At 63.3% G+C, this 21,377-nt stretch carries 20 protein-coding genes; 10 read left to right on the top strand and 10 right to left on the bottom strand.

Annotated elements, in window-relative coordinates; all coding sequences use genetic code 11:
* Positions 1-19 precede the first annotated feature (19 nt).
* From AC1DYQ_RS00220 to AC1DYQ_RS00240, 5 genes are all read right to left on the bottom strand, one after another.
* Positions 20-3,250 carry an efflux RND transporter permease subunit gene (locus AC1DYQ_RS00220; protein ID WP_477685085.1) on the bottom strand — a complete coding sequence of 1,077 codons (3,231 nt, stop codon included), beginning with the start codon at positions 3,248-3,250 and terminating at the stop codon, positions 20-22.
* Positions 3,251-3,262: 12 nt separating this feature from the next.
* Positions 3,263-4,456, bottom strand: a complete 1,194-nt coding sequence (locus tag AC1DYQ_RS00225; RefSeq protein WP_477685086.1) for an efflux RND transporter periplasmic adaptor subunit — start codon at positions 4,454-4,456, stop codon at positions 3,263-3,265.
* A complete protein-coding gene (locus tag AC1DYQ_RS00230; protein ID WP_457279942.1) occupies positions 4,453-5,154 on the bottom strand; it encodes a TetR/AcrR family transcriptional regulator in 702 nt (233 codons plus the stop codon). The genes AC1DYQ_RS00225 and AC1DYQ_RS00230 overlap by 4 nt, the downstream gene beginning before the upstream one ends.
* Before the next feature lie 176 nt (positions 5,155-5,330).
* Positions 5,331-6,107, bottom strand: coding sequence for a YdcF family protein (locus AC1DYQ_RS00235; RefSeq protein ID WP_477685087.1), 777 nt, complete (start codon positions 6,105-6,107; stop codon positions 5,331-5,333).
* Between the two features lie 74 nt (positions 6,108-6,181).
* Positions 6,182-7,378, bottom strand: a complete 1,197-nt coding sequence (locus AC1DYQ_RS00240; RefSeq protein WP_477685088.1) for an acyl-CoA dehydrogenase — start codon at positions 7,376-7,378, stop codon at positions 6,182-6,184.
* 138 nt (positions 7,379-7,516) lie between these two features.
* Between AC1DYQ_RS00240 and AC1DYQ_RS00245 the strand changes: the two genes are divergently transcribed.
* The 3 genes from AC1DYQ_RS00245 (at position 7,517) to msrA (ending at position 9,484) form a co-directional block, all read left to right on the top strand.
* Entirely contained in the window at positions 7,517-8,410 is an 894-nt protein-coding gene (locus AC1DYQ_RS00245; RefSeq protein WP_477685089.1) for a LysR family transcriptional regulator, read from the top strand.
* Positions 8,411-8,544: 134 nt separating this feature from the next.
* The gene (locus AC1DYQ_RS00250; RefSeq protein ID WP_477685090.1) at positions 8,545-8,823 is read left to right on the top strand and encodes a hypothetical protein; all 279 of its coding nucleotides are present in this window, start codon (positions 8,545-8,547) and stop codon (positions 8,821-8,823) included.
* Between the two features lie 118 nt (positions 8,824-8,941).
* Positions 8,942-9,484: a peptide-methionine (S)-S-oxide reductase MsrA gene (gene msrA / locus AC1DYQ_RS00255; RefSeq protein ID WP_477685091.1), complete on the top strand. Its 543-nt coding sequence runs from the start codon at positions 8,942-8,944 to the stop codon at positions 9,482-9,484.
* A 314-nt stretch (positions 9,485-9,798) separates the two neighbouring features.
* Here msrA and AC1DYQ_RS00260 read toward each other — a convergent pair whose 3' ends face one another.
* On the bottom strand, positions 9,799-10,776 hold the full coding sequence (locus AC1DYQ_RS00260; RefSeq protein ID WP_477685092.1) for a succinylglutamate desuccinylase/aspartoacylase family protein: 978 nt from the start codon (positions 10,774-10,776) through the stop codon (positions 9,799-9,801).
* 147 nt (positions 10,777-10,923) lie between these two features.
* On the opposite strand from AC1DYQ_RS00260, the gene AC1DYQ_RS00265 reads away from it, so the two are divergent.
* The 3 genes from AC1DYQ_RS00265 (at position 10,924) to AC1DYQ_RS00275 (ending at position 15,343) form a co-directional block, all read left to right on the top strand.
* Positions 10,924-14,682 carry a DUF2339 domain-containing protein gene (locus AC1DYQ_RS00265; protein ID WP_477685093.1) on the top strand — a complete coding sequence of 1,253 codons (3,759 nt, stop codon included), beginning with the start codon at positions 10,924-10,926 and terminating at the stop codon, positions 14,680-14,682.
* A gap of 143 nt (positions 14,683-14,825) precedes the next feature.
* Positions 14,826-15,131 carry a hypothetical protein gene (locus AC1DYQ_RS00270; RefSeq protein ID WP_477685094.1) on the top strand — a complete coding sequence of 102 codons (306 nt, stop codon included), beginning with the start codon at positions 14,826-14,828 and terminating at the stop codon, positions 15,129-15,131.
* A 38-nt stretch (positions 15,132-15,169) separates the two neighbouring features.
* The gene (locus tag AC1DYQ_RS00275) at positions 15,170-15,343 is read left to right on the top strand and encodes a hypothetical protein (RefSeq protein ID WP_477685095.1); all 174 of its coding nucleotides are present in this window, start codon (positions 15,170-15,172) and stop codon (positions 15,341-15,343) included.
* A gap of 36 nt (positions 15,344-15,379) precedes the next feature.
* On the opposite strand, the gene AC1DYQ_RS00280 is transcribed toward AC1DYQ_RS00275, so the two are convergent.
* Positions 15,380-15,961 carry a TetR/AcrR family transcriptional regulator gene (locus AC1DYQ_RS00280; protein WP_477685096.1) on the bottom strand — a complete coding sequence of 194 codons (582 nt, stop codon included), beginning with the start codon at positions 15,959-15,961 and terminating at the stop codon, positions 15,380-15,382.
* A gap of 102 nt (positions 15,962-16,063) precedes the next feature.
* On the opposite strand from AC1DYQ_RS00280, the gene AC1DYQ_RS00285 reads away from it, so the two are divergent.
* The 4 genes from AC1DYQ_RS00285 (at position 16,064) to AC1DYQ_RS00300 (ending at position 18,429) form a co-directional block, all read left to right on the top strand.
* Positions 16,064-17,245: an FAD-dependent oxidoreductase gene (locus AC1DYQ_RS00285; RefSeq protein WP_477685097.1), complete on the top strand. Its 1,182-nt coding sequence runs from the start codon at positions 16,064-16,066 to the stop codon at positions 17,243-17,245.
* 92 nt (positions 17,246-17,337) lie between these two features.
* Positions 17,338-17,607, top strand: a complete 270-nt coding sequence (locus AC1DYQ_RS00290; RefSeq protein WP_477685098.1) for a hypothetical protein — start codon at positions 17,338-17,340, stop codon at positions 17,605-17,607.
* 79 nt (positions 17,608-17,686) lie between these two features.
* Positions 17,687-17,989, top strand: coding sequence for a hypothetical protein (locus AC1DYQ_RS00295; protein WP_477685099.1), 303 nt, complete (start codon positions 17,687-17,689; stop codon positions 17,987-17,989).
* Positions 17,990-18,024: 35 nt separating this feature from the next.
* A complete protein-coding gene (locus AC1DYQ_RS00300) occupies positions 18,025-18,429 on the top strand; it encodes a hypothetical protein (RefSeq protein ID WP_477685100.1) in 405 nt (134 codons plus the stop codon).
* Positions 18,430-18,478: 49 nt separating this feature from the next.
* Here the strand turns inward: AC1DYQ_RS00300 and AC1DYQ_RS00305 are convergent, their stop codons facing one another.
* Genes AC1DYQ_RS00305 through AC1DYQ_RS00315 form a run of 3 tightly spaced genes read right to left on the bottom strand, consistent with a single transcriptional unit; the run spans position 18,479 to position 21,119 of the window.
* A complete protein-coding gene (locus AC1DYQ_RS00305) occupies positions 18,479-19,393 on the bottom strand; it encodes a metal ABC transporter substrate-binding protein (protein WP_477685101.1) in 915 nt (304 codons plus the stop codon).
* A 29-nt stretch (positions 19,394-19,422) separates the two neighbouring features.
* The gene (locus AC1DYQ_RS00310) at positions 19,423-20,325 is read right to left on the bottom strand and encodes a metal ABC transporter permease (RefSeq protein WP_477685102.1); all 903 of its coding nucleotides are present in this window, start codon (positions 20,323-20,325) and stop codon (positions 19,423-19,425) included.
* On the bottom strand, positions 20,325-21,119 hold the full coding sequence (locus AC1DYQ_RS00315; RefSeq protein WP_477685838.1) for a metal ABC transporter ATP-binding protein: 795 nt from the start codon (positions 21,117-21,119) through the stop codon (positions 20,325-20,327). Before AC1DYQ_RS00315 ends, AC1DYQ_RS00310 begins: the two co-directional genes overlap by 1 nt.
* Between the last annotated feature and the right edge of the window lie 258 nt (positions 21,120-21,377).

Here is a 21,377-nt window from a genome sequence, read left to right on the forward strand (position 1 = left end):
ACGAGATAAACCTTTGATTTTAGCGGTCGCCCATGACGGCGGCCGGCGTTGCAGCAGGCATGTCTGCGGGGTCTTGCGGCGGTGTTCTGGGGCCGAATTTGCGCTTGAACCACTGGCCCAGGTCGTCCAGGTAGCAATATGTCACCGGCACCACCACCAGGGTCAGCAGCGAAGAGGTGATGACACCGCCGATCACGGCCTGGCCCATGGGCGCGCGTTGCTCCGAGCCTTCGGTCAGGGCAAAGGCCAGCGGCACCATGCCGAAGATCATCGCCAGCGTGGTCATCAAGATGGGGCGCAGCCGCACCTTGGCGGCATGCAGCAGCGCATCGCTGCGGTTCATGCCCGGAACGCGGTGGCCATCCACATCCACCTGGTCGGCACGCATGCGAATGGCAAAGTCCACCAGCAAGATGGCGTTCTTGGTGACCAGCCCCATCAGCATCACCACGCCGATGATGGAAAACATCGAGAGCGTGGAGCGGAACAGCAGCAGGGCCAGCACCACACCGATCAGGGTCAGCGGCAGCGAGGTCATCAGCGCCATCGGCTGCAAAAAACTCTTGAACTGGCTGGCCAGGATCATGTAGATGAACAAAATGGCCATCACCAGTGCCGACACCGCGTAGCCAAAGGATTCGGCCATGTTCTTGGTGGAGCCGCTGAACTGGTAGCGATAACCGGGCGGAAAGCTGAAGTTCTCCAGCGCGGCCTTGATGTCGTTCGACACCTCGCCGGCCGAGCGGTTGTAGACGTTGGCGTTGATGGCGACTTCGCGTGCCATGTCGCGCCGGTTGATCTGGTTGGGCCCGGTGGATTCCTTCACGGTGGCCACCTGGTTGAGCCGGACCATGTGCGCGGCGCCGTCGGCACTGCTGCCGGGCGTGCTCATGAAGGGCAGGCGCTCCAGGTCTTGCGGCGCGTTGCGCGCATCGGGTGCCAGGCGCACGTTCACGTCGTAGGTCTGGTCGTCGGGCGCGCGCCAGTTGCCCACCGTCTGCCCGGCCACCAGTGTGCGCAATGAGGCAGCGATCTGCGACACCGACAGGCCCAGGTCGGAGGCCGCGTCGCGTCGCACATCAATTTCAATCACCGGCTTGTCGGCCTTGACGCTGGAGTCCAGGTCCACCAGACCGGGGATGCCGCGGATCTTGTCGTTGATGGCGCGCGTGAGGCGTTCCAGCTCTTTCAAATCCGTCCCCTGCAGCGAGAACTCCACCTGCTTGTTGCCGCCCACCGCGTCGAGCAGCCCGACGTGCGTCACGGTGATGCCTGGCACCTGCTTGAGGCGTTCGCGCAACACGCCCGACATTTCGTCGACGCTGCGGGTGCGTGCCTTGCGGTCCACCAGGCGCACGTAAATGCTGGCGTACATCTTGCCCTGGGCGTTGCCGGTGTTCAGGGTGGCCAGCGTGTACTTCACTTCGGGGAATTCGCGGATGATGGCTTCCACCTGCCGCGCCTTGGCTTCGGTGGTTTCCAGCGACGAGCCCACCGGCGTGTAGAAGTTGAGTGAGGTTTCCGAGAAGTCGGCCTTCGGCACGAACTCGGTGCCCAGCAGCGGAACCATGAAAATGCTGGTGACAAAAATCACCACAGCCAGTGCCAGCGTGGCCAGTTTGTGGCCCAGCGACCAGCGCAGGATTCCCTGGTAGCTGTTGCTTAGCGAGTCGGTGGCGTGGTCGAACCAGCCGGTGACGCGGCCTATGGTCTTGTCGTAGAAAGTGACGGGCGCATGGCGTTTGCCGTGCGCTTCGATGGAAGGATCGTGCCAGATGCTGGAGAGCATCGGGTCCAGCGTGAAGCTCACAAACATCGAGATCAGCACCGCCGCCACGATGGTGACGCCGAACTCGTGGAAGAACTTGCCGATGATGCCGCCCATGAAGCCGATAGGCAGGAACACGGCGACGATGGAGAACGTGGTGGCCAGCACCGCCAGGCCGATCTCCTGCGTGCCGTCCAGCGAGGCCTGGTAGGGTGCCTTGCCCATCTGCACATGGCGCACGATGTTCTCGCGCACCACAATCGCGTCGTCGATCAGCAGGCCCACACACAGCGACAACGCCATCAGCGTGATCATGTTGATGGTGAAGCCGAACAGGTTCATGAACAAAAAGGTGCCGATGATGGAGATCGGCAGCGTGAGCCCGGTGATCACCGTGGAGCGCCACGAGTTCAGGAAGAGGAAAACAATCAGCACCGTCAGCAGCGCGCCTTCAATCAGCGTGCGGCGTACGTTTTCAACCGCCACGCGAATCGGCCGCGAGCCGTCGGTGATCAGCTCCAGCCGCGCGCCGGGCGGCAACTGCGGCTGGATGTCCTTGATGGCCTGGTTCAGGCCATCCACCACGGCAATGGTGTTTTCGTCCTGCGCTTTTTGCACCGACAGCAGCAGCGTGCGCTGGCCGTTGTACAGCGCCAGGCTGTCGATTTCCTGCGCGCCATCGGCAATGCGCGCCACCTGGTCCACCGTGACCGGCGCAGCGCCCTTGCGTGCCACAATGATTTTTCCGAAATCTTCGGGGCGCTTCATGCGTGCATCGATCTTGACGACCCGCTCCTGCTGCAGCGAGCGGATCGCGCCCACCGGCAGGTCCTGGTTTTCGTTGCGCACGGCATTGACTACCTGGTCGGCCGTGATGCCCAGCGACTCCATGGCCTGCGGATTCAGGTAGACGTTGATCTCGCGCTTGGTGCCGCCCACCAAAGTAACGGAGCCTGCACCGCGTACGTTCTCCAGGCGCTTTTTCAAGACCTGGTCGGCCCAGTTGGTCAGCTCCACGGCCGACATGGCATTGCCGCTTTGGGCATTGGGCAACACCGCAACGGACCAGATCGCCCGGCTTGCCGGGTCGAAGCGCAGCACGCGCGGCTCTTTCACTTCGTCGCGGAAGTTGGGGCGGATGGCTGCGATTTTTTCGCGCACATCTTCGGCGGCGCGGCGCCCGTCGACGTAGAGCTGGAACTCCATGATGACGACCGACTGGCCTTCGTAGCTGCGCGAGGTCAGCGCGTTGATGCCGGCGATCGAGTTGACGCCTTCTTCAATTTTTTTGGTGACTTCGCTTTCAACGATTTCGGGCGAAGCGCCCGGGTATTCGGCGGTGATGACGACCACCGGGAAGTCGATGTTCGGGAACTGGTCGACCTGCATGCGCTGGTAGGAGAACAGTCCCAGCACCACGATGGCTAGCATGACCATGGTGGCGAACACCGGGTTCTTGAGGCTGACCTGCGTGAACCACATGCGCGCGAGTCCTCAGGGCGCCGGCTTGGCCGGTGCACTGGCTGCTTGCGCCGCAGCCGGAGGCTGTGTGAAGCGCACCTTGGTGCCTTCGCGCAATGCACCGATCTCGCCGCGGATCACCACCGCGCCGTCGGCCAGGCCCTTGACGGCGACCACGCTGTCTTTGCCTGCGGTGCCGCGCGCGCCGAGTTCGACGCTCTTGTGCACCACCGTGTCGTTTTCAACCGCCTGCACATAAGGCGTGGGTTTGTCGGTGCGCACGGCGCTGACCGGCACCGACAGCAGCGAAGCGCTGGCCGTGCCCAGCGTGCCCTGCGCAAACAGCCCCTGGCGCAAGGGCGGTGCGCCGGCGTCGCCTGCTGCGCCCGGGTTGTCGATGCTGAGGTAAGCCATCACACTGCGGCTGCCGGCCTGCGCCGTGGGATTGATGCGCACCACCTTGGCCGTGACGGGCTGGCGGCTGCCTTCAATCTGCAGCTGCGCGGTCTGGCCCACACGCACGTCCATGGAGTCGGTGGCGCTCAAGGTGGCTTCCAGTTCGAGCCGGCTCAGGTCCACCACCTCGACGATTTTGGTGTCGATGCCCACGCGCTCACCGGGTTGCGCCAGGCGCTGCGATACCTGGCCGGAGATGGGGGCTTTGAGAATCGTGTCGTCCACCGATTTGGCCGCGACCTCGGTGGCAGCTACCGCCGCCTTGTAGGTAGATTGCGCGGCGTTGAGGTTGGCCAGCGAGGTGTCGAGCGCAGTCTTCGAGATGAAACCCTGGTCAACCAGCGCCTTGTTGTTGTCGTACTGGCGCTGCACCACATCCACCTGTGCCTTGGCCGACTCGGCCTGCTCCCTGGCCTGGCGCACGCGTGACTGGTATTCGGTGGCATCGATGCGCGCAATCACCTGGCCGGCCTTGACCACGTCGCCTTCGCGAACCGTGAGGCCCTGCAGCTCGCCGGCCACGCGTGCCTTGATGACAGCGGAGTTGACGGCCTTGAGCGAGCCCGACACCGGCAGCCCCTGGACCACGTCGCGCGTCTGGGCCTTGACCACATCGGTGGCGGCCAGCTCGACCTGCCCCATGTCCTTGACGGCGGTGCTTGCGGCGAGTGCCTGTTGCTGGGCCTTGCGCGCGGACAGCGCACGCAGTACCCCGCCCACGATGAGCAGCACGATGAGCCCGGCGACCCCCCACTTGACCCATCGCTTCATGCTGCGGCTTTCCTGTTGGACTGTGCGGCGGCACCGGCCGGTGCGGATATGCCGTTCAGGATGGTTTCCACCTGGAAGGCGATGTATTTTTGCGGATCCAGGTCCGCGTCGCTGCTGATGCAGATGCCGGCGGTGTGCCTGGACAGGATCAGGAAAATCATGGGAGCGACCACCAGGTAAACCGCATAGTCCAGGTCCATGGGCCGGAACTCGCCGCGGTCCATGCCGCGTTGCAGGATGCTGCGGATCAGCCCGTGGCCCGGCATGATGACTTCTTGCTGGTAGAAGGCCGCGATGTCGGGGAAGTTCTTGGCCTCGCTCATCATCAGCTTGGTCAGGCCCGAGGCGCGCGTCAGGCCCACGCGCTCCCACCAGCTGTTCATGCAGTAAGCCAGCAATTCAGGGGTGGTGCCTTCAAAGGTGTCCAGCTCGGCGCGCCATTCCGTGAAGCGGCCCGAAATGTTTTCGCGCACCACGGCCTTGAACAGTTCTTCCTTGCTCTGGAAGTAAAGGAACAATGTGCCTTTTGATACTCCTGCGCGGGCGGCCACTTCTTCGGCGCGGGTGGCGGCAAAGCCTTTTTCCACGAACAGGTCAAGCGCGGCGTCCAGCAGTTCGCCGGGGCGTGCTTCCTTGCGGCGCTCGCGTTTGGCGGCGACCGCGGAGGTTTTGTCGCAAAATAATTTGGAAAGTGACATAGTTACTGACTGACTGGTTAGTAATATATCTGCTTACTTTCCGACCGTCAACCAAAACTGCCTAGGCTACACCGTAGCGGGGGAGGCGGTAGCTCCCAGAAAGGTAAACCCGCGGTAAAGCCGCCAGGTGACGGGCTCAGGTTCGGTTCGCTGCCGCCGTCTGTGGGCCGGTCTGCCTAAACAGGCGTGAACCGGCCGACCATCAGCGCCAGCCATTCACGCAGTACCTGCTGCGAAACCACCAGGCCCGACGCGGAAGGCACCCATTCCATCAGGTCGTGCTGTGCGGGCCGCACCTGGCCCATGGGGGCGGGTGTCACCGTCAGGCCGGCACGCTCAAAAGCCCGGACAGCGCGCGGCATGTGCCAGGCGTCGGTGACCAGCGCGATGCGCTGCACGCCGCTTTGCTGCAGCAGCGGCGCCAGCAGGCGGGCATTGCCCGCTGTGTCGCGCGACTGGGCTTCGTTCCAGCGCAGTGTCATGCCGTAGTCCTGCTGCACCATGCGTGCGGCCACCACGGCTTCAGAATCGGTCTGTGCGCTGCTGGCCGCCCAGCCCATGCCGCCGGTAAAGGCCAGCGGCAAGCCCGACTGCCGGGCCAGCCAAACACCGTAGCGCAACCGCGCCGCCGTGTGCGCGCCCGGCTGGCTGCTGCCGTATTCAGCCGCCTCGGGCAGCACACCTCCGCCCAGCACGACGATGGCCTGCACCTTGTGAGCCCTGAGGCTGGCCACCGGCATGGCGGCAAACTGCGGCAGCACGGTGCGCGCCAGCCATACGGCCGTGCCGTGGCAGCTGAGCAGCGCCAGCAGCAGTACCGAAAAGGTTGCCAGCGCCAGCCCGGCCTTTTTATTGCGCCAGGCCAGCACGAGGCCAAGCAGGGCCAGCAACAGCAGCAAGGCTGGCGGCAGTGCCAGGCTGGTTAGCAAAGGCTTGAGCGCGCCGAATTCCATGCGTTGTATTTATTTGCTATGAAAAATATAGCTGCTCGCGCTCGTCCTGATTGGGCTGGAGCCCTGAAAGGTCATCAATAAAAGGCTTGCAGGCCGGTCTGGGCACGGCCAAGGATGAGCGCATGCACGTCATGCGTGCCTTCGTAGGTGTTAACCGTCTCGAGGTTGATCATGTGGCGGATCACATGGTATTCGTCATGGATGCCGTTGCCGCCGTGCATGTCGCGTGCCAGGCGGGCGATGTCCAGCGCCTTGCCGCAGCTGTTGCGTTTGATCAGCGAAATCATTTCCGGCACGGACTTGTCTTCATCCATCAGCCGGCCCACGCGCAGGCAGCCCTGCAAGCCGAGCGTGATTTCGGTTTGCATGTCGGCCAGCTTCTTCTGGATCAGCTGGTTCTGCGCCAGCGGGCGGCCGAACTGAACGCGGTCCATGGTGTACTGGCGGGCACGGAACCAGCAATCTTCAGCAGCACCCAAAGCGCCCCAGGCGATGCCGTAGCGTGCCTTGTTGAGGCAGCCGAACGGGCCCTTGAGGCCGCTCACGTTGGGCAGCAGATTGGCTTCTGGCACAAACACGTCGTCCATCACGATCTCGCCGGTGATCGAGGCACGCAAACTCATCTTGCCTTCGATCTTGGGGGCGGAGAGGCCTTTCATGCCTTTTTCAAGCACAAAGCCGCGGATGCTTTCCTGGCCGCCGACCTTGCCGTCAGGGTCTTCCAGCTTGGCCCAGACGATGAACACGTCGGCGATCGGGCTGTTGGTGATCCACATCTTGGCGCCCTTGACGATGAAACCGCCGTCGACAGGCTTGGCGCGCGTCAGCATGCTGGCCGGGTCAGAGCCGTGGTTGGGCTCGGTCAGGCCGAAGCAGCCCACCCATTCGCCGGTGGCCAGCTTGGGCAGGTACTTCTGCTTTTGTGCTTCGCTGCCGTAGGCGTTGATGGGGTGCATGACCAGCGAGCTTTGCACGCTGATGGCGCTGCGGTAGCCGCTGTCGACGCGCTCGACTTCACGTGCGACCAGGCCGTAGCTCACGTAATTGAGGCCGGCGCAGCCATAGCCTTCAATGGTGGAGCCCAGGAAACCCATGGCGCCGGCTTCGTTCATGATTTCGCGGTCGAACTTTTCGTGGCGTGCGGCCATCAGCACGCGGGGCTGCAGTTTTTCCTGGCAGAAAGCGTGGGCGGCGTCGGCAATGGCGCGCTCGTCTTCGCTCAGCTGCTCCATAAAGAAAAACGGGTCTTGCCAGTTGAATTGGGTTTTCATGGGTTGTCTCCGAAAAAGGTGGCTTGGTTTGCAGTGTAGGGCGCGTGGCTGGGATGCCCGCGGGCAGCTCGATTGTTTGACAGGCATGAATAGTTGTCTAATATCAAATATCGATCCAACGATATAAAAAACATATTCATGGAATTTCGTCACCTCCGCTATTTCCTTGTCCTGGCCGAAGAGCTGCATTTCGGCCGGGCGGCCCGGCGCCTGTCGATTTCCCAGCCGCCGCTGTCGCTGAACATCCAGCAGCTTGAAGCCTCGGTCGGCGCCAAGCTGCTCACGCGCAACAGCAAATCGGTGCAACTCACCGCCGCCGGGCAGGCCTTTGTGCCGGCGGCGCGCGCCTTGCTGGATCAGGCCGCGCAGGCCGCCGGCCATGCACGTGACGTGGGGCAGGGCATGGCCGGCAGTCTGGCCATCGGCTTTTCAGGAACCATGCTGTACAGCGGCCTGCCGGAGATACTGGAGCGCTTCCAGGCCAGCCACCCCCTGCTGCGGCTGACCCTGAAGGAGCTCAGCTCCAGCGAGCAGCTGATCGAGCTCGCGCATGACCGGCTTGACCTGGGGTTTGTGCACACCACGCACGTGCCGCCCGAGCTTTCGCAGGTGCTGGTGTCCAGCCAGGCCTTTGTGTGCTGCCTGCCGGCCGGACATGCGCTGGCGCGCAAGCGCTCGGTGTCGCTCAGGCAATTGCAAGGTGAGCCGTTTGCCGTGGTGTCGCGCGCGGTTTCGCCTGATTACCACGAACGCATCCTCGCGATCTGCACTGAAGCCGGGTTTTACCCGGAGATCCGCTACGAACTGCGGCATTGGCTCAGTGTGGTGTCGCTGGTGTCGCAGGGCATGGGCGTGGCGCTGGTGCCGGCTGCGCTCAGGCAGTCGGCCATGGCGGGGGCGGCCTTTGTGCCGCTCGACGCCGCCACCACACCTTATGAAACGCATTGCCTCTGGAAAACCGCACGCGACCACCAGGCGCTGGCCGCGTTTGTGAAGGCGGTGCGTGCAATCGCCCCGGCGGCGAAGGCATGAAGATTCCATCCCGCCAGGTGCCCTGGGGAATGACCTTGGTAAAAGTATGTCCCCCGCTGGGCAGGTAAAGCTGTCACCATGGGGCAGTTCATAGTCTTCAGGAGAACGGCATCAACCCGTATATCTGGTGTGCGGTGGGTGCCCTTCTCGGCGGGGCCGCCTGCCTGCTCGCGGGCTCCCGCGAAAAAATCCTCATCCTCGAAAGCCTCGGCGTCGGCATGTTCGGTGCTTTCATCGGCGGCGACTTCGTGGCGGCCCTGATCAGCCATGGCAAGACCAACGACACGGTTTTCAGCATGAGCTCGCTCGGCATGGCTGTTGGCGGTGCCGTTGTAGCGCTGGGCCTGCTGCGGCTGATGCGCCATGCAGTCGGTCCCCAGCACGTCACCAAAGGCCCGCGCCGTCGCGACTGAGCCGGGCGCGTTTTCCGCTTCTTTTCAGGGGTCCATGTGTGGGCCTCTGCGCAGGCTCGCGGGCCCGGCGTAAGATTGCCGCTCCCCGTACGACCAACGGATTTCAGCGGAGATTTCCATGCCTTCTTCCCCCCAAACCATCACGCTCGGCGGCGGCTGCTTCTGGTGCACCGAGGCGGTGTACGTCAAGGTGCGCGGTGTCACCGACGTTGAGTCGGGCTACAGCAACGGCCAGGCCGCACGGCCCAGCTATGAAGAGGTCTGCACAGGCCGCACCGGCAGCAACGAGGTCGTCAAGCTCACCTACGACCCGGCCGACATCACGCTGCGCGAGATCCTCGAAATTTTCTTCGTCATCCACGACCCGACGAGCCTGAACCGCCAGGGCAACGATGCCGGCACGCAATACCGCAGCGGCATCTATTACTCGACGCCGGAGCAGAAGACGGAGATCGACGACTTCATCCGCCAGGTCAGCCAGGACAAGACCTTTGGCAAACCCATCGTCACCGAAGTGCTGCCGCTCGAAAACTACTGGCCCGCCGAGTCCTACCACCAGGACTATTTCGAAAACAACCCCAACCAGGGTTACTGCGCCTTTGTAGTGGGCCCCAAGGTTGAGAAATTCCGCAAGACCTTTGCGTCACGTGTGAAGGACTGAGCGGGTTGGGGCGTGAGCGCTGTCAGTTCGCTATCAAATAGATAGCTGCTTGCGCTCGTCAGCATTGGGCTGAGGCTAATTTTGATACTGAAAAATCGTGTTTTGCGGCGGCTGGGGCTGCTTGAAACCGTTTTTTCGGGGTTTCAAACGGGTTTTAGCCCGTTTTGACGCAAAAAAGCCCTTCATTTAGCCATCAAATTGGCCTGTAAGCCAATAGGGTCGGGCGCAAGCAGCTATTAAATAGATAGCAATGTCGGGGCCTTGCGGCAAGCCGTAGCCACCCCCGCAACGGCGCTGGCCCGGCCCATGCGGGCTCAAACCCGCCGCTGCGCGAAATAAAACCACTCCTGGCCAGCTTCGCTGCGCGGGTTGGGAAACACCACAAAGCCGTCTACCGGCGCGGTGATGGGCTCGCCGCCGTGGCGCGTGCCGATCACTTCGCCCCGCTGGACCGGGTCAAAGCTGCGCCACTCGCGGGCAAAGGTGTCGCCCGCATGGTCGCGGTCCACCACCTCGACCAGCCGCAGGATCTCCCGCTCCGCCGGTTCCGGCGCGGGCGGCTTCGCAATGAGGCGCAGCAGGCCCAGCGTCTGCAAAATCGCATGCCGCGCCACCTGCACCGCCTGTGGGTCGTCATGCTGGCCGCACTCCAGCGTCACGCCGTAGCCGCCGCGCGAGCGCATGTATTCGGTCGTACCCACGCCGTAGTTCGGGTTGGTCACCAGGGCCTGCTTGCGGTCGCTGGCGCCGGCGCTGGCGGCTTCCGCCCGCCGTTTCACACCGCGCGCATAGGTGTCCAGCCAGCCTTCCACAATCCGGTGCGGCCCGGTGTGCAGTGCCAGTTGCATTTCTTCCGCGGCATGGTCAAAAGGCTCCAGCGCCCCGGTATTGTTCTGCGGGCCGATCATCACAAACGGCGCGCCGCCCGTGTGAAAAGAGTGCAGGTCCAGCAACACATCATGCGCATCCAGCAGCGGGCACAGCACGTTCGCAATGCGGTCCTCAAAGTCCTGGGGAATCGCACTCGGCGCCATGTTGCGGTTGAGGTTGCGCTCACCGGTGCGCTGCTTGAGCCGGTAGGCCAGCGGGTTGGTAATGGGTACAAAAGTCACCGTGCCGCGCTCGATGCGCAACTGGCCATTGTCGATTTCTTCCAGCAGCTGCGTGATGGCGCGCGTGCCGCAGGTTTCGTTGCCGTGCACGGCGCCGGTGACCAGAAGGCGCGGGCCGGGGGCGAGGCCGTGGAAGGTGTGGCTGCGCAGGTGGGTGGGGTGCTTGGAGTGGGTTGTCATGTGCGATAGGTGTCGTGAGCAAGGGCGCCCATGGGATTGTTTATACCGCTTGCCGGCTAGGCTGGCATGGCCGCGGCTGTCCTTCAATCAGAGGATACGTTTTGATACGTTTTCCGCCTATGATGAATCGCCTCTTGCGCTACGGCTTTGTCACGGGCTTCGCCGGCCAGCGACGGCTACGGCGTGGTGACAGGCGTGTTTTATTTTTTACCGGGCTTGTCCATGCTCTCTACCCTGTTCGTCATCTCGGCTGTATGCCTGTTCGGATTGCTCTTTGCCTTTGAGTCAGCCGGCGATTCCTCGCAGCCGAAGTTCAGGCCAGCCGGCCTCATCAGCTGGCTGATTTCAGGCAACTGGCCGGCCAAGGTCGGGGCCGGCCTGCTCATCCTTGGCGTCGGCGCACTGCTGCGCTATGCCTTGTTGAACATTGACGTTCCTCCGGAGCTCAAGCTGGGAAGCGGCTTTGTCGCCGCCGCCGTGCTGGGTGCCGCCGCGCTGGCCCTGAAGTCCCGCCCCGAGCGCCGCGCCATATATCTGGCACTCGGCGGCACGGCGTTTGCCGTCGCCTACCTCACGGCTTATGCCGCCTACGATTTTTTCCATTACCTCAACGACGTCAGCGGACTGGCGCTGATGGTGGTGGTGTCTTTGGCGGCGGGATTGTTTGCGGTGTCCGCGCGCGCCATGTCGGTGGCGGTCCTGGCCATGGCGGGCGCATACATTGCGCCAAAATTTGCCATTAACGCCCCCGACCCTGGCGTGCTTTACGGCTATTACCTGGCCGCCAGCGCGGTGACTTTTGTCATGGTGCGCCTGCGCGGCTGGCGCCCGTTGATTCATCTGAGCTTTTTGTTCACGCTGGCCGGCGGTCTCTTTTTTGCATGGACCCACCAGTTTTACCGGGCCGAGCATTACCAGGCCATGCAGCCGCTGCTGCTGGCCCTGGTGGCGTTGCACCTGGCGATGCCGATCGCCGAGCATCGCGGCACGCCTTCACGCTGGCTTGCCCGTTTTGACTTGGGCTATTTCGTGTTGCTGCCGCTGGTGGCCGCAGGGCTGACGCTGAAGATCGCGCCTCAGGTTTCCCGCGAAGGTGCGATGGGGTTGGGTCTGCTGGCGCTGCTCTGGGGTGTTGCCACGGTGGTGCTGGCTTTTCTGCAGCGGAAGCCGGAGGCGGCAAAGCATGCCTGTGTGGCCGGACTGTTGGTGATTGCGGCGGGTGCCCTGGCCGCCACAGATGTGCCCTGGCTGATGCTGGGCCTGGCCCTGGCCGTCATGGGCCTGGTTGCCGCTCCGCGACTGGGATGGTCCCTGCGCGCGCAGGAGTTGCTGTGCGGCGGCGCCATGCTGGCCGGCGCGCTGCATATGGTGTTTTCGATTTTCCAGTCGGCGGCAGGCCAGCCGTTTGTCAACGAACTCTTTGCGCAGCGTGCGCTGGCCAGTGCCTTGATGGGCCTGGGCGCGTGGTTTGCGAGCCGGGGCGAGGTATCGTTCGGCCGCATGCTGGGCGCCATGGCTGCGGCCTGGGGCTGCCTTGCGGTCGCGGCGGAGTTGCTGCGCCTGCACGTGGACTTTTTGCCCCAGCTGGCTTATGGCGCGCTGCTGGCTGTTGCGCTGGTGGCATCGTTTCCGCGCCGTCTTTTGCATACAGCGCCGGTCTGGGGTGCCTTGCTGCTGTTCGCCGTCACCGGGGTCAGTTTCTGGGCCGCGACCGATGCGGCTTTCGAGATAGCCGTGGTATTTGCCGCAGGCACGCCGTTGGCCTTCCTGTGGATTGCCTCAAATGCCGGATCCACCCAGGCAAACAAGGCAAGCCAGGAGGATGACCTCGCCTTCTCCGTGGCGCTGGGCTTGCTTCCGCTGGCCTGGGCACCCTGGGTATTTGCCCTCGCGCCGGAATTCGAGGCAACCGGCAACTGGCTGGAAATGTCGGTGTTGGTGGGCAGTGGCTTTGCCGTGATGCTGGCCGCCAGGATGTGGAGCCCGGCAGGATCCGTCTGGTATCGCCATATCTCGCTCGTTCACTTTGGCGTGGCCAGTGCGGCACTCCTGTATGCCGTGCTTTTCCATATCGAGCGCGGGCTTTGGCCGGTCGTGTTTGAGGTGCTGGCGCTGGCCTACATGGCGATGTTTGTCGGCTTGCACAGGAACCCCGCCGGAGGGGCACAAGGCGTGGTCGTCATCATTGCGGCATTCCTGGTTGTTCAGGCCATGCTGCTGCGTATCTTCGGACCTGACCGCATCATGAGTGCGGCCGATATTCTGCAGATGAAACTGCCCGCGGTGGTGTCTCTGCTGTGGGGCGGCCTCGGTGCCGGCCTCGCGTGGTGGGGCACCAAAGTCAAGTCGCGCGGCCAGTGGAGTGCCGGCGTCGCGCTGTTGGCGTTGACTGCCTTCAAGCTGGTCTTCAGGGATTTTGGCGCGCTGGACCAGTTGGGAAACATCCTGGCGCTCATCGGTGCGGGGCTGCTCTTTCTGGCGGTCGCATGGTTTGCGCCGATTCCTCCGGCCGTATCGCGTTCGCAGCGGGAAGCCCGGCGTGAAACACCCCCCGCAGCGCAGCACAACGAAGCGCCTGCACAGCCTGAGGATGAAGACTACGAGCAGACACAGCCGAGCCCGCTGCAAGGTCAGCCTGCGGCCCCGAGCCCATTTGAAAAACCCGCGGGCATCGCTGCAGCGGCTGTTGCCGTTCCCGCCGATTTCACCTCTGTGCCCGCTGCGGCGCCTGGTGCGGAACGCCCCGCCGTCCGTTCCGCGCCGCGGACCGCTGCGCCGGCGGGTGGCTTTAACTGGTTGCTGGTATTGGTGATCGGCTTGCCCCTGGGGATCGCCGTCCTGGGGCAGCAATGGTGGACGCACCATCACCGCAACACGCGTCAAGCCGTCGAAATGAAACTTGCGAGCGAGTCCGCCGCACAATCGGCAGCGACGGCAGCGGAGCGGGCCGTCGCCCGGACAGTCCAGGCGAATGCGCAGGCCGCCCCGCCCGTGAAGACGGCATTGACGGAGAACCGCAACCCGCCGGTCATCGTGCCGTCAAGCAGACCATCAACTGCCGCGGCACCGATCAACATATCGGATGCCTGCACGGTGTTTGCCGGCCAGTTGCCGCCAGATTACGTGCTCTACGCCGGTGGCGCATACAGCGGAAGCAAACTCGATTTCCAGATCGACCAGTCCGGCCACGAAGCCACCCGTTTCGATGTCCTGGTGAATGAACCGGGCAAGAAGGTGGTTCTTGCGCTGGGCGCTTACGAGCCCTCTGTCTGGAACATTCGCTGGTCACCGGGAACCGTGGTGGCCGGTGTGCTGGTGTCGGGCTATCACCGGCAGGCTGTAGCAGGACTGGGCACCGAGGTGCCGGTGCTGAATGCCAGCTATGAAAACCGGTCACCCTGTGGCTATTTCTACCTTGACCGCAATGATGTGACCAAAAGCGATGTGATGGTGAGGAAGGTGTTTGGCCGCTCCGCCGAAACCTATTTTGCGGCCTCAGGCGGCCAGGTCACGTTTGGCAACCAGGCCTCTTCCTATGTTCAGGGATTGGGGCCGACTGTCAGCAGCTACCGGGACAAGGATGCCCCGCTGGCCGGGCAACCCGGCATTGAGCAATTGCTTCGGGAAGGCAAGTTGCGCATGGCGACGCCGCAGGACCTGTCTGCATGGCGCGATGCCATCAGCCGGTCCCAAAACCTGCCGCGGGTCCGTGTGATTGGGGAGGAGTCGGAAATGTCTTCCGGCAATTTTCTACGCGGGAGGGCGTATGTCGTCCTCAAGCCCATGCGTTATCCAGCGGGACTCTATGGTGCGCACTCCGTCACCTTCTTCGTGGCTGCGGGCGTGCCGCGGCCAGAAGGCAATCCCGGGCATTCCGGGGTGTACGACATGAATCAGCCCCGGTAAGCAGGCCTGACAGCAGGCCGGGCTTTGGAGTTCGGAGATTTTGCATGGGTCACGTGGTTTTCTGGATCGGATGGACCGCATTGGGATACGCCGCGTGGTCCGCATGGCTGCAACGTGCATGCCCTCACGCAGGCTGCAGCTTTATGCTGGTGGCGCCGAAACTGCTGGAGCTGATCGTGCCATTCATGGTGTGGGGCGCGGTTGGCGTGGCAGCCTCCATCGGCATCAAGCTGATGCGCGGCCGGCGCGGACCGCCCGCTGAGAGCAGGGTGCAGGCAGCGCCTTCGCCATTGCCCGATGCGGTGCAGGCGCCGGTGAGTGCTGAAGCGTTGATGCATGAGCTAGGCATCACATTCGATGGACGCCTGTATGGGTTTCGTGAGTACCGTTATGAAAAGCTGGCGGATGCCATTGCCTATGCAAAGCTAGCGCAGCGGCGCAATGGCTGACTGAACCTGGAAACCTGGAAACCTGGAAAGGACTCACCATGTTTCTGCTAACTCCCGCTGACAGTGACGCCACCGCCCGCATTTATCAAAGCGACGTAGAGCAACAAGGCTTTGTGATGAACCTCAGTCACCTGTGGGCATGGCGGCGTGAGGTGTGTGAGGCTTTTGGCGCGCTGCGCACGCAACTGACGGGCAATTCGACTTTGTGGTGACGTTTGGGCGCCCGGTGGCGGAGCGTCCCTAGCCTCTCAGTTGTCGTACAGGTAGGCCTGAACGGTAGCGCCCACGCGGCGCACGATGTCCGGGCGCTTGAGCCCGACCACCGGCGGCAACCTCAGCACATAGCGGCATAAAGCCAGGCCCAGGATCTGAGTGGCGATCAGCCCTGCGCGCGCGGCGGCTGCCGGGCGCGGCTCGCCGCTCAGCTTGGCAATCAACGGGGCCATCTGTGTAGCGAAGATCTCCTGCAGGCGCGCTGCTGCCGCCTCGTTGGTGACGGCAGTGCGAAGCAGGGCCATCAGCGTTTCGTCATTCTCCCAACGATTGAGGAAATGCTCCACCAGCGCGGCGCCCACGTCTTCGCGCGGCACATCGCTCAAGTCGGGCAGGCGCAAATCGAACTCGGCGGCTGCCGCGAATAGCTTCTCCTTGTTGCCGAAATAGCGCATGACCATGGCGGGGTCGATTTCGGCCGCCGTTGCGATGGCGCGGATGGTGGCCGCCTGATAACCCACGGCGGCGAATTGCTCGCGGGCGGCCGCCAGGATGGCGGATTTGGTGGCGTCGGAGCGGCGGGGTGGGGGAGGTGGACTGGGGGGCGTTTCGGTCATGTCAACAAGTATAGGCCAACACGTGTTGACTTTTTGAAAAATGCCAATTATGATTGCCAACAGTTGTTGACCAACACTTGTTGACTTTTTTTGGAGCAAACCATGACCTTTCCCTCAAGCAATCCCATTTCCCCCGCCTCATCCGCGGGTTTTGACGCCGACGTCCTGATCGTCGGCGCCGGGCCCACGGGCCTCACGCTGGCGGCATCGCTGCTGGCGCGCGGCGTGAGTACCTGCGTCATCGACCGGCAGGCCGAAGGCGCCAACACCTCGCGCGCGGCGGTCGTACACGCCCGCACGCTGGAGGTGCTGGAGCCCCTGGGTGTCACGCGGCGCCTGGTTGCGCTGGGCATACAGGCACGGCGGTTCACCATCCGCGACCGCGACCGGGTGCTGATGCCTATCGGTTTCAGCGAGTTGCCGACGCAGTACCCGTACACGTTGATGGTCTCGCAGGCAGTCACCGAGAGCGTGTTGCTGCAACGCCTGGTGGAGCTGGGCGGGCAGGTGCTGCGTCCACGCACATTGGCTGCGCTGGTGCAAGACGCGTCGGGCGCTACAGCCACACTGGACGACGGCAGCCGTCTGCGTGCCCGCTATGTCGTGGGCGCCGACGGCATGCACAGCGCGGTGCGTGAGAGCGCGGGCATCACCTTCAACGGTGGCAGCTATGGTGAATCGTTTGTGCTGGCAGACGTGCGTTTGAGCGGCGGCGTCCCGTCGGACGAAGTGATCCTCTACTTCTCGCCTGCCGGCATGGTGGTGTTGGCTCCCCTGTCTGATGGTGTGCATCGCGTGGTCGCAACGGTCGACGACGCGCCGGAGCAACCTGATGCCGCGTATGTGCAGGCGCTCCTGGATGCACGCGGCCCGCAGCGCGAACGCGCCGAAGTGCATGAGGTGGTGTGGGGCTCCCGCTTCCGCGTGCACCACCGCGTGGCTGAAAATTACCGCGCCGGCTGCATCCTGCTGGCGGGTGACGCTGCCCATGTGCACAGCCCGGCCGGCGGCCAGGGCATGAATGCCGGCATTCTCGACGCGATCAGCCTGGCGGATGCGCTGGAGAAGGCATTGGCCGGCAGCACCACCGCACTTGATGCCTACGGTGCAGAGCGGCAACCCGTGGCCCGCCAGATCGTCGCCCTGGCTGACCGCCTGACGCGGCTGGCCACGGTCCGGCCCGGGTTGCGTGCGTTGCGCAACCTGGCGATGTCGGTGGTGTCGCGCCTGCCGCAGGTACGCAAGCGCCTGGCGTGGCAGCTGTCGGGTTTGATCTACCGCTGATGAAGCGTCCGCTGCGTGCTGCCCCGCCTGCAGTTGCCTATGATGTCAGGGGCCGCACACTCTGAACATCTCATGTTGAATCTGGAGGCACCATGGACGCAGACCTTGAGGGCTTGTCACGTGAGCAACTGATTGAGGAAGTCAAAAAGCTCCGCCAGGGCATTCGCGAGCACCGCGACAGCACAGGCCACGAACTGTGCTGGCACCACCCGGCGCTGTGGGCGCTGCTGCCGGAGAAGACCGACCCGGTGCCCGTTGTACCCGACTGGCCGCAGTTTTTTCGCGGCTGTATCCGTTACCGCCAGTCGCTGGATGAACAGTTGCCGGATGCGCCGCGAAGTAATGAACCCTATCGTGACTGAACACATTTGACTGTCGATATCCGTGTATTCGTGGTGCGCTGCAAACGGCCAGATTTTCGAGAGTAAAAAATGAGTGAGATTGGCAATGAACTTCACCGTTAACCGTTGGGTGTCATGGGTGCTGATCCCGCTGTTGGTGGCCCTGCCCCTGGCTTTTTTTATGTGCTACGGAGCGCTTGATCACAACCCGCAGGAAGAGTTCTGTTCTTATGTGGCCCGCGACGTATCTGCAAATTATTCAGTCCAGGGCGAAAACTGCAACATCAAATGGGGTGCAATAGGTCTGTTGTTTGCGGTCTGGATTTTTGCGCAACTGGCGGTCTTGACGGTGGTGCGCCTGATGCTGTCCGCATTTCGCGATGACAAACGCGGTCTTTCCTGATTTCGGATAAACGACGGATAAACAAGGACGAATCAATGATGCCTGTTCTGCCTGAACTTCGTTACCCGCTGCGCCTGCTCTTTGCCCTGCTTTTCTGCGTGTGCGGCGCAAGCCATGCTGCGCCAGCCTGCGATGCGGTGGCATTGCACGCTGACGGATACGCCCGCTCCGTGAAATCAGTTCAGCATTTGCCTGAACTGGTCGCATGGGCCCGTTCGCACAAGTTTCCTGTTGTGTACGGCCAATCCACGGACAAACAAGCGTTGATGCGCGGCCATTGCTACTGGTCGGTATCCGTTTATGCCAATCGGCCGGATCGCCTGGAGCTTTGGCATGTTTTCTATGTAGAGGTCACTGGCAAGCAGTTGCTTGTTCAGGATCCGGTTTCAGGGACGGCCATCCCGCTGCAGAAATGGCGCGCCAAAGGAAAGGGCGCGTGACTGACGGCAAGCAGGCATTCATCGAATGGGCAGCCGCGTTATTCCGTGTTCAGTTCTGCCTGATCCCCGCCACCAGCTGCGTCACGTTGTGCCGCATCAGCGTGAGGTAACTGTTGGCCGGGCCGCCGGCTTTTGACAAGGCATCGACATACAACGCGGGGCCGGGCGTCACGCCAGCGTCCTTGCTCAGCTGGGCGAGCAGCTTGGGGTTGCTCATGTTTTCAAAAAACACGGCCTTGATTTTTTCACGCTGGATCTGCCGTATCAACTGGGCGACTTCTTTTGCGCTGGGTTCGGCTTCGGTGGAGATTCCTTGCGGTGCCAGGAAGCTGACCTGGTAGTGAGCGCCGAAATAACCGAAGGCGTCGTGTGAGGTGATGACCTTGCGTTTGGCGGGCGGCACGGCGCTGAGCTGCTCTTTGGCCCAGGTGTCCAGCGCCTGCAATTCCTTCACGTAGGCTTCGCTGTTGTCTTTGTAAGTGGCGGCGCCGGCGGGGTCGAGCCGGGCGAGGGCTGCGGCGATGTTGCGCACGTAGATCACGACGTTGGCTGGATCCTGCCAGGCGTGCGGATCGGTTTCTTTCCCGCCTTTTTCACCGGGCATGGTGCGCGCCTTCACGCCTTGCGAAGCGACCGCCGCCTGGCCCTTGTAGCCGGCGGATTTGACGAGTTTTTGTGCCCACGGTTCAAAGCCCAGGCCGTTGCTGACCAGAAGCTTGCTTTGCAACAGGTTTTTGGCATCAGCGGGTTTGGGTTCGAACACGTGCGCGTCTTCGTCGGCGCCGACCAGCGTGGTGACGGCGACGCGGTCACCGCCGACTACACGGACGAGGTCGCCGAGGATGCTGAAGCTGGCGACTACAGGGATTTTGTCGGCGGCCATGCTGACGGTGGCGGCGGTCAGCAGTGCGGCCCCGACCAGGGGTGTCAGCAGTTTGCGCGCCAGGTGTTGGATGGATGTCATGGAAGCTCCGGGGTGGTAAAAAAATGGGCTCATGCAACACGGTGCACGCGCGTGAATGTGCGCGGCAGCCAGCCGCCGGGCGCCAGCAGCAGTGAGGCTAAGTACAGCGCGCCGGCGCAGCCGATGATGGTCGGGCCCGAAGGTGTATCGAAGTGATAAGACAGCAGCAGCCCGGCGTAGCCGGCCGCCATGGCCTGTGCCCCTGCGTTGGCAAGCTGTGCGGGCAGGGTGTCATGCCAGAGGCGCGCCGACACCGCGGGCAGCATCATCAGGCCGACGGCCATCAGTGTGCCCAGGGTCTGGAAACCGGCCACGAGGTTGATGACGACCAGCATCAAAAAGCCCTGCTGCCACGCCCATTTGAAAGAGGCGCTGCGGCCCGTTGCAGCCAGGAACACCGGGTCAAAACTCTCCAGCACGAGGCCGCGGTAGGCTGCCGCCAGCGCGACCAGGCTGATGCTGGCCACACCCGCCACCAGCAGCAGGCCCGGCGTGTCGACGCCCAGCGCACTGCCGAACAGGATGTGCAGCAGGTCAAGCTGCGTGCCGTGGCCGGAAATGAGCGTCACGCCCAGCGCCAGCGCCACCAGGTAAACGGCAGCCAGGCTGGCGTCTTCTTTCAGCGTGGTGGCGCGGCTGATGAAGCCGGCCAGCGCGGCCACCAGCATGCCGGCCAGCACGCCGCCCGCGGCCATGGCCGTGAGCGACAGGCCGCACAGCATGAACCCGATGGCGACGCCCGGCAATATGGCGTGGCTGAGCGCATCACCCAGCAGGCTCATGCGCCGCAAGGTCAGGAAAACGCCCAGCGGCGCGGCGCTGAGCGACAGCGCCATCGTGGCCACCAGCGCGCGGCGCATGAAGGCGTATTCGGCGAACGGCGCAAACAGAACGGCCCAGGCACCGTGAAGGGCGTGCTGCGCGGCTTCCATCACGCCGCAGCCTTGTGCAGCAGGGGCTCGTGCAATGCCATTGGTGTGGCTACTGCCTTGTCGTCGATGCGGCAGGCTTCGGCGCTTTCGTCCCATGCCTCGGTCATCGCGCGGGCGCGTGCCAGGTTGCCTTCGGTCATGACCTGTGCGGTGGGACCCCAGGCAATGGCCTCGCGTGCCAGCAGCAGCGTTTGCGGAAAATGTTCGCGCACCTGGGCATCGTCGTGCAGCACGGCAATCACGGTGCGCCCCTGGGCATGCCACTGGTGAATCAACGCCAGCAAGGCGGCGGTGGTCTTGCTGTCTATTGCGTTAAAGGGCTCGTCCAGCAGGATCAGGCGGGCGTCCTGCACCAGCAGGCGGGCAAACAGCACGCGCTGGAACTGCCCGCTGGAAAGCGTGCCAATGGGCCGCGCTTCAAAACCTTCCAGGCCAACGGTGCGCAAGGCCGTGCCGACGGCGGCCCACTGCGCCTCACTGACACATCCCCATGCGCCCTGTGAAGGCCAGCAGCCGAGCAGCACGGCGTCGCACACGTCCATCGGAAAGCTCCGGTCCAGCTCAGCCTGTTGCGGCAGATAGGCGATGCGCGCGCGCGGCGTTACCGTGGTGACCTGTCCGCCCGAACGGGGCAGCAAACCCATGATGCTTTTGCACAGCGTGCTTTTGCCGGCGCCGTTGGGGCCGACCACTGCGGTCAGCGAACCCGCCGCGAAGTGACCGCTGACGTGGTGCAGCGCCGGATGCTGCCGGTAGCTGACGGTGAGGTTGTCCAGCGCGACCATGGCGCTCACCATGGCACTATTTCCGCCGAAGCCCAGGCGACCGCCAGCCACAGCAGCGCCACGGCCGGCAATACCGCGAGCACCCGGCGCCAGGCTGGCCAGGCGAGGATGCTGCGGCGGCGCGCAGATTGTGGGGAGAAGGGAGGGAGTGAAGCTGGCAAGGGAAGTCGTCTTTACAAACAGGCGGGCCGGGAAGTCATCAAAAGCCACTCGGTTGCGGTAATAATGCAACTGAATTGCTTTATAGTTTAATGCAACATTGTTGCG

Source organism: Polaromonas sp. P1_F4, from assembly GCF_056405675.1.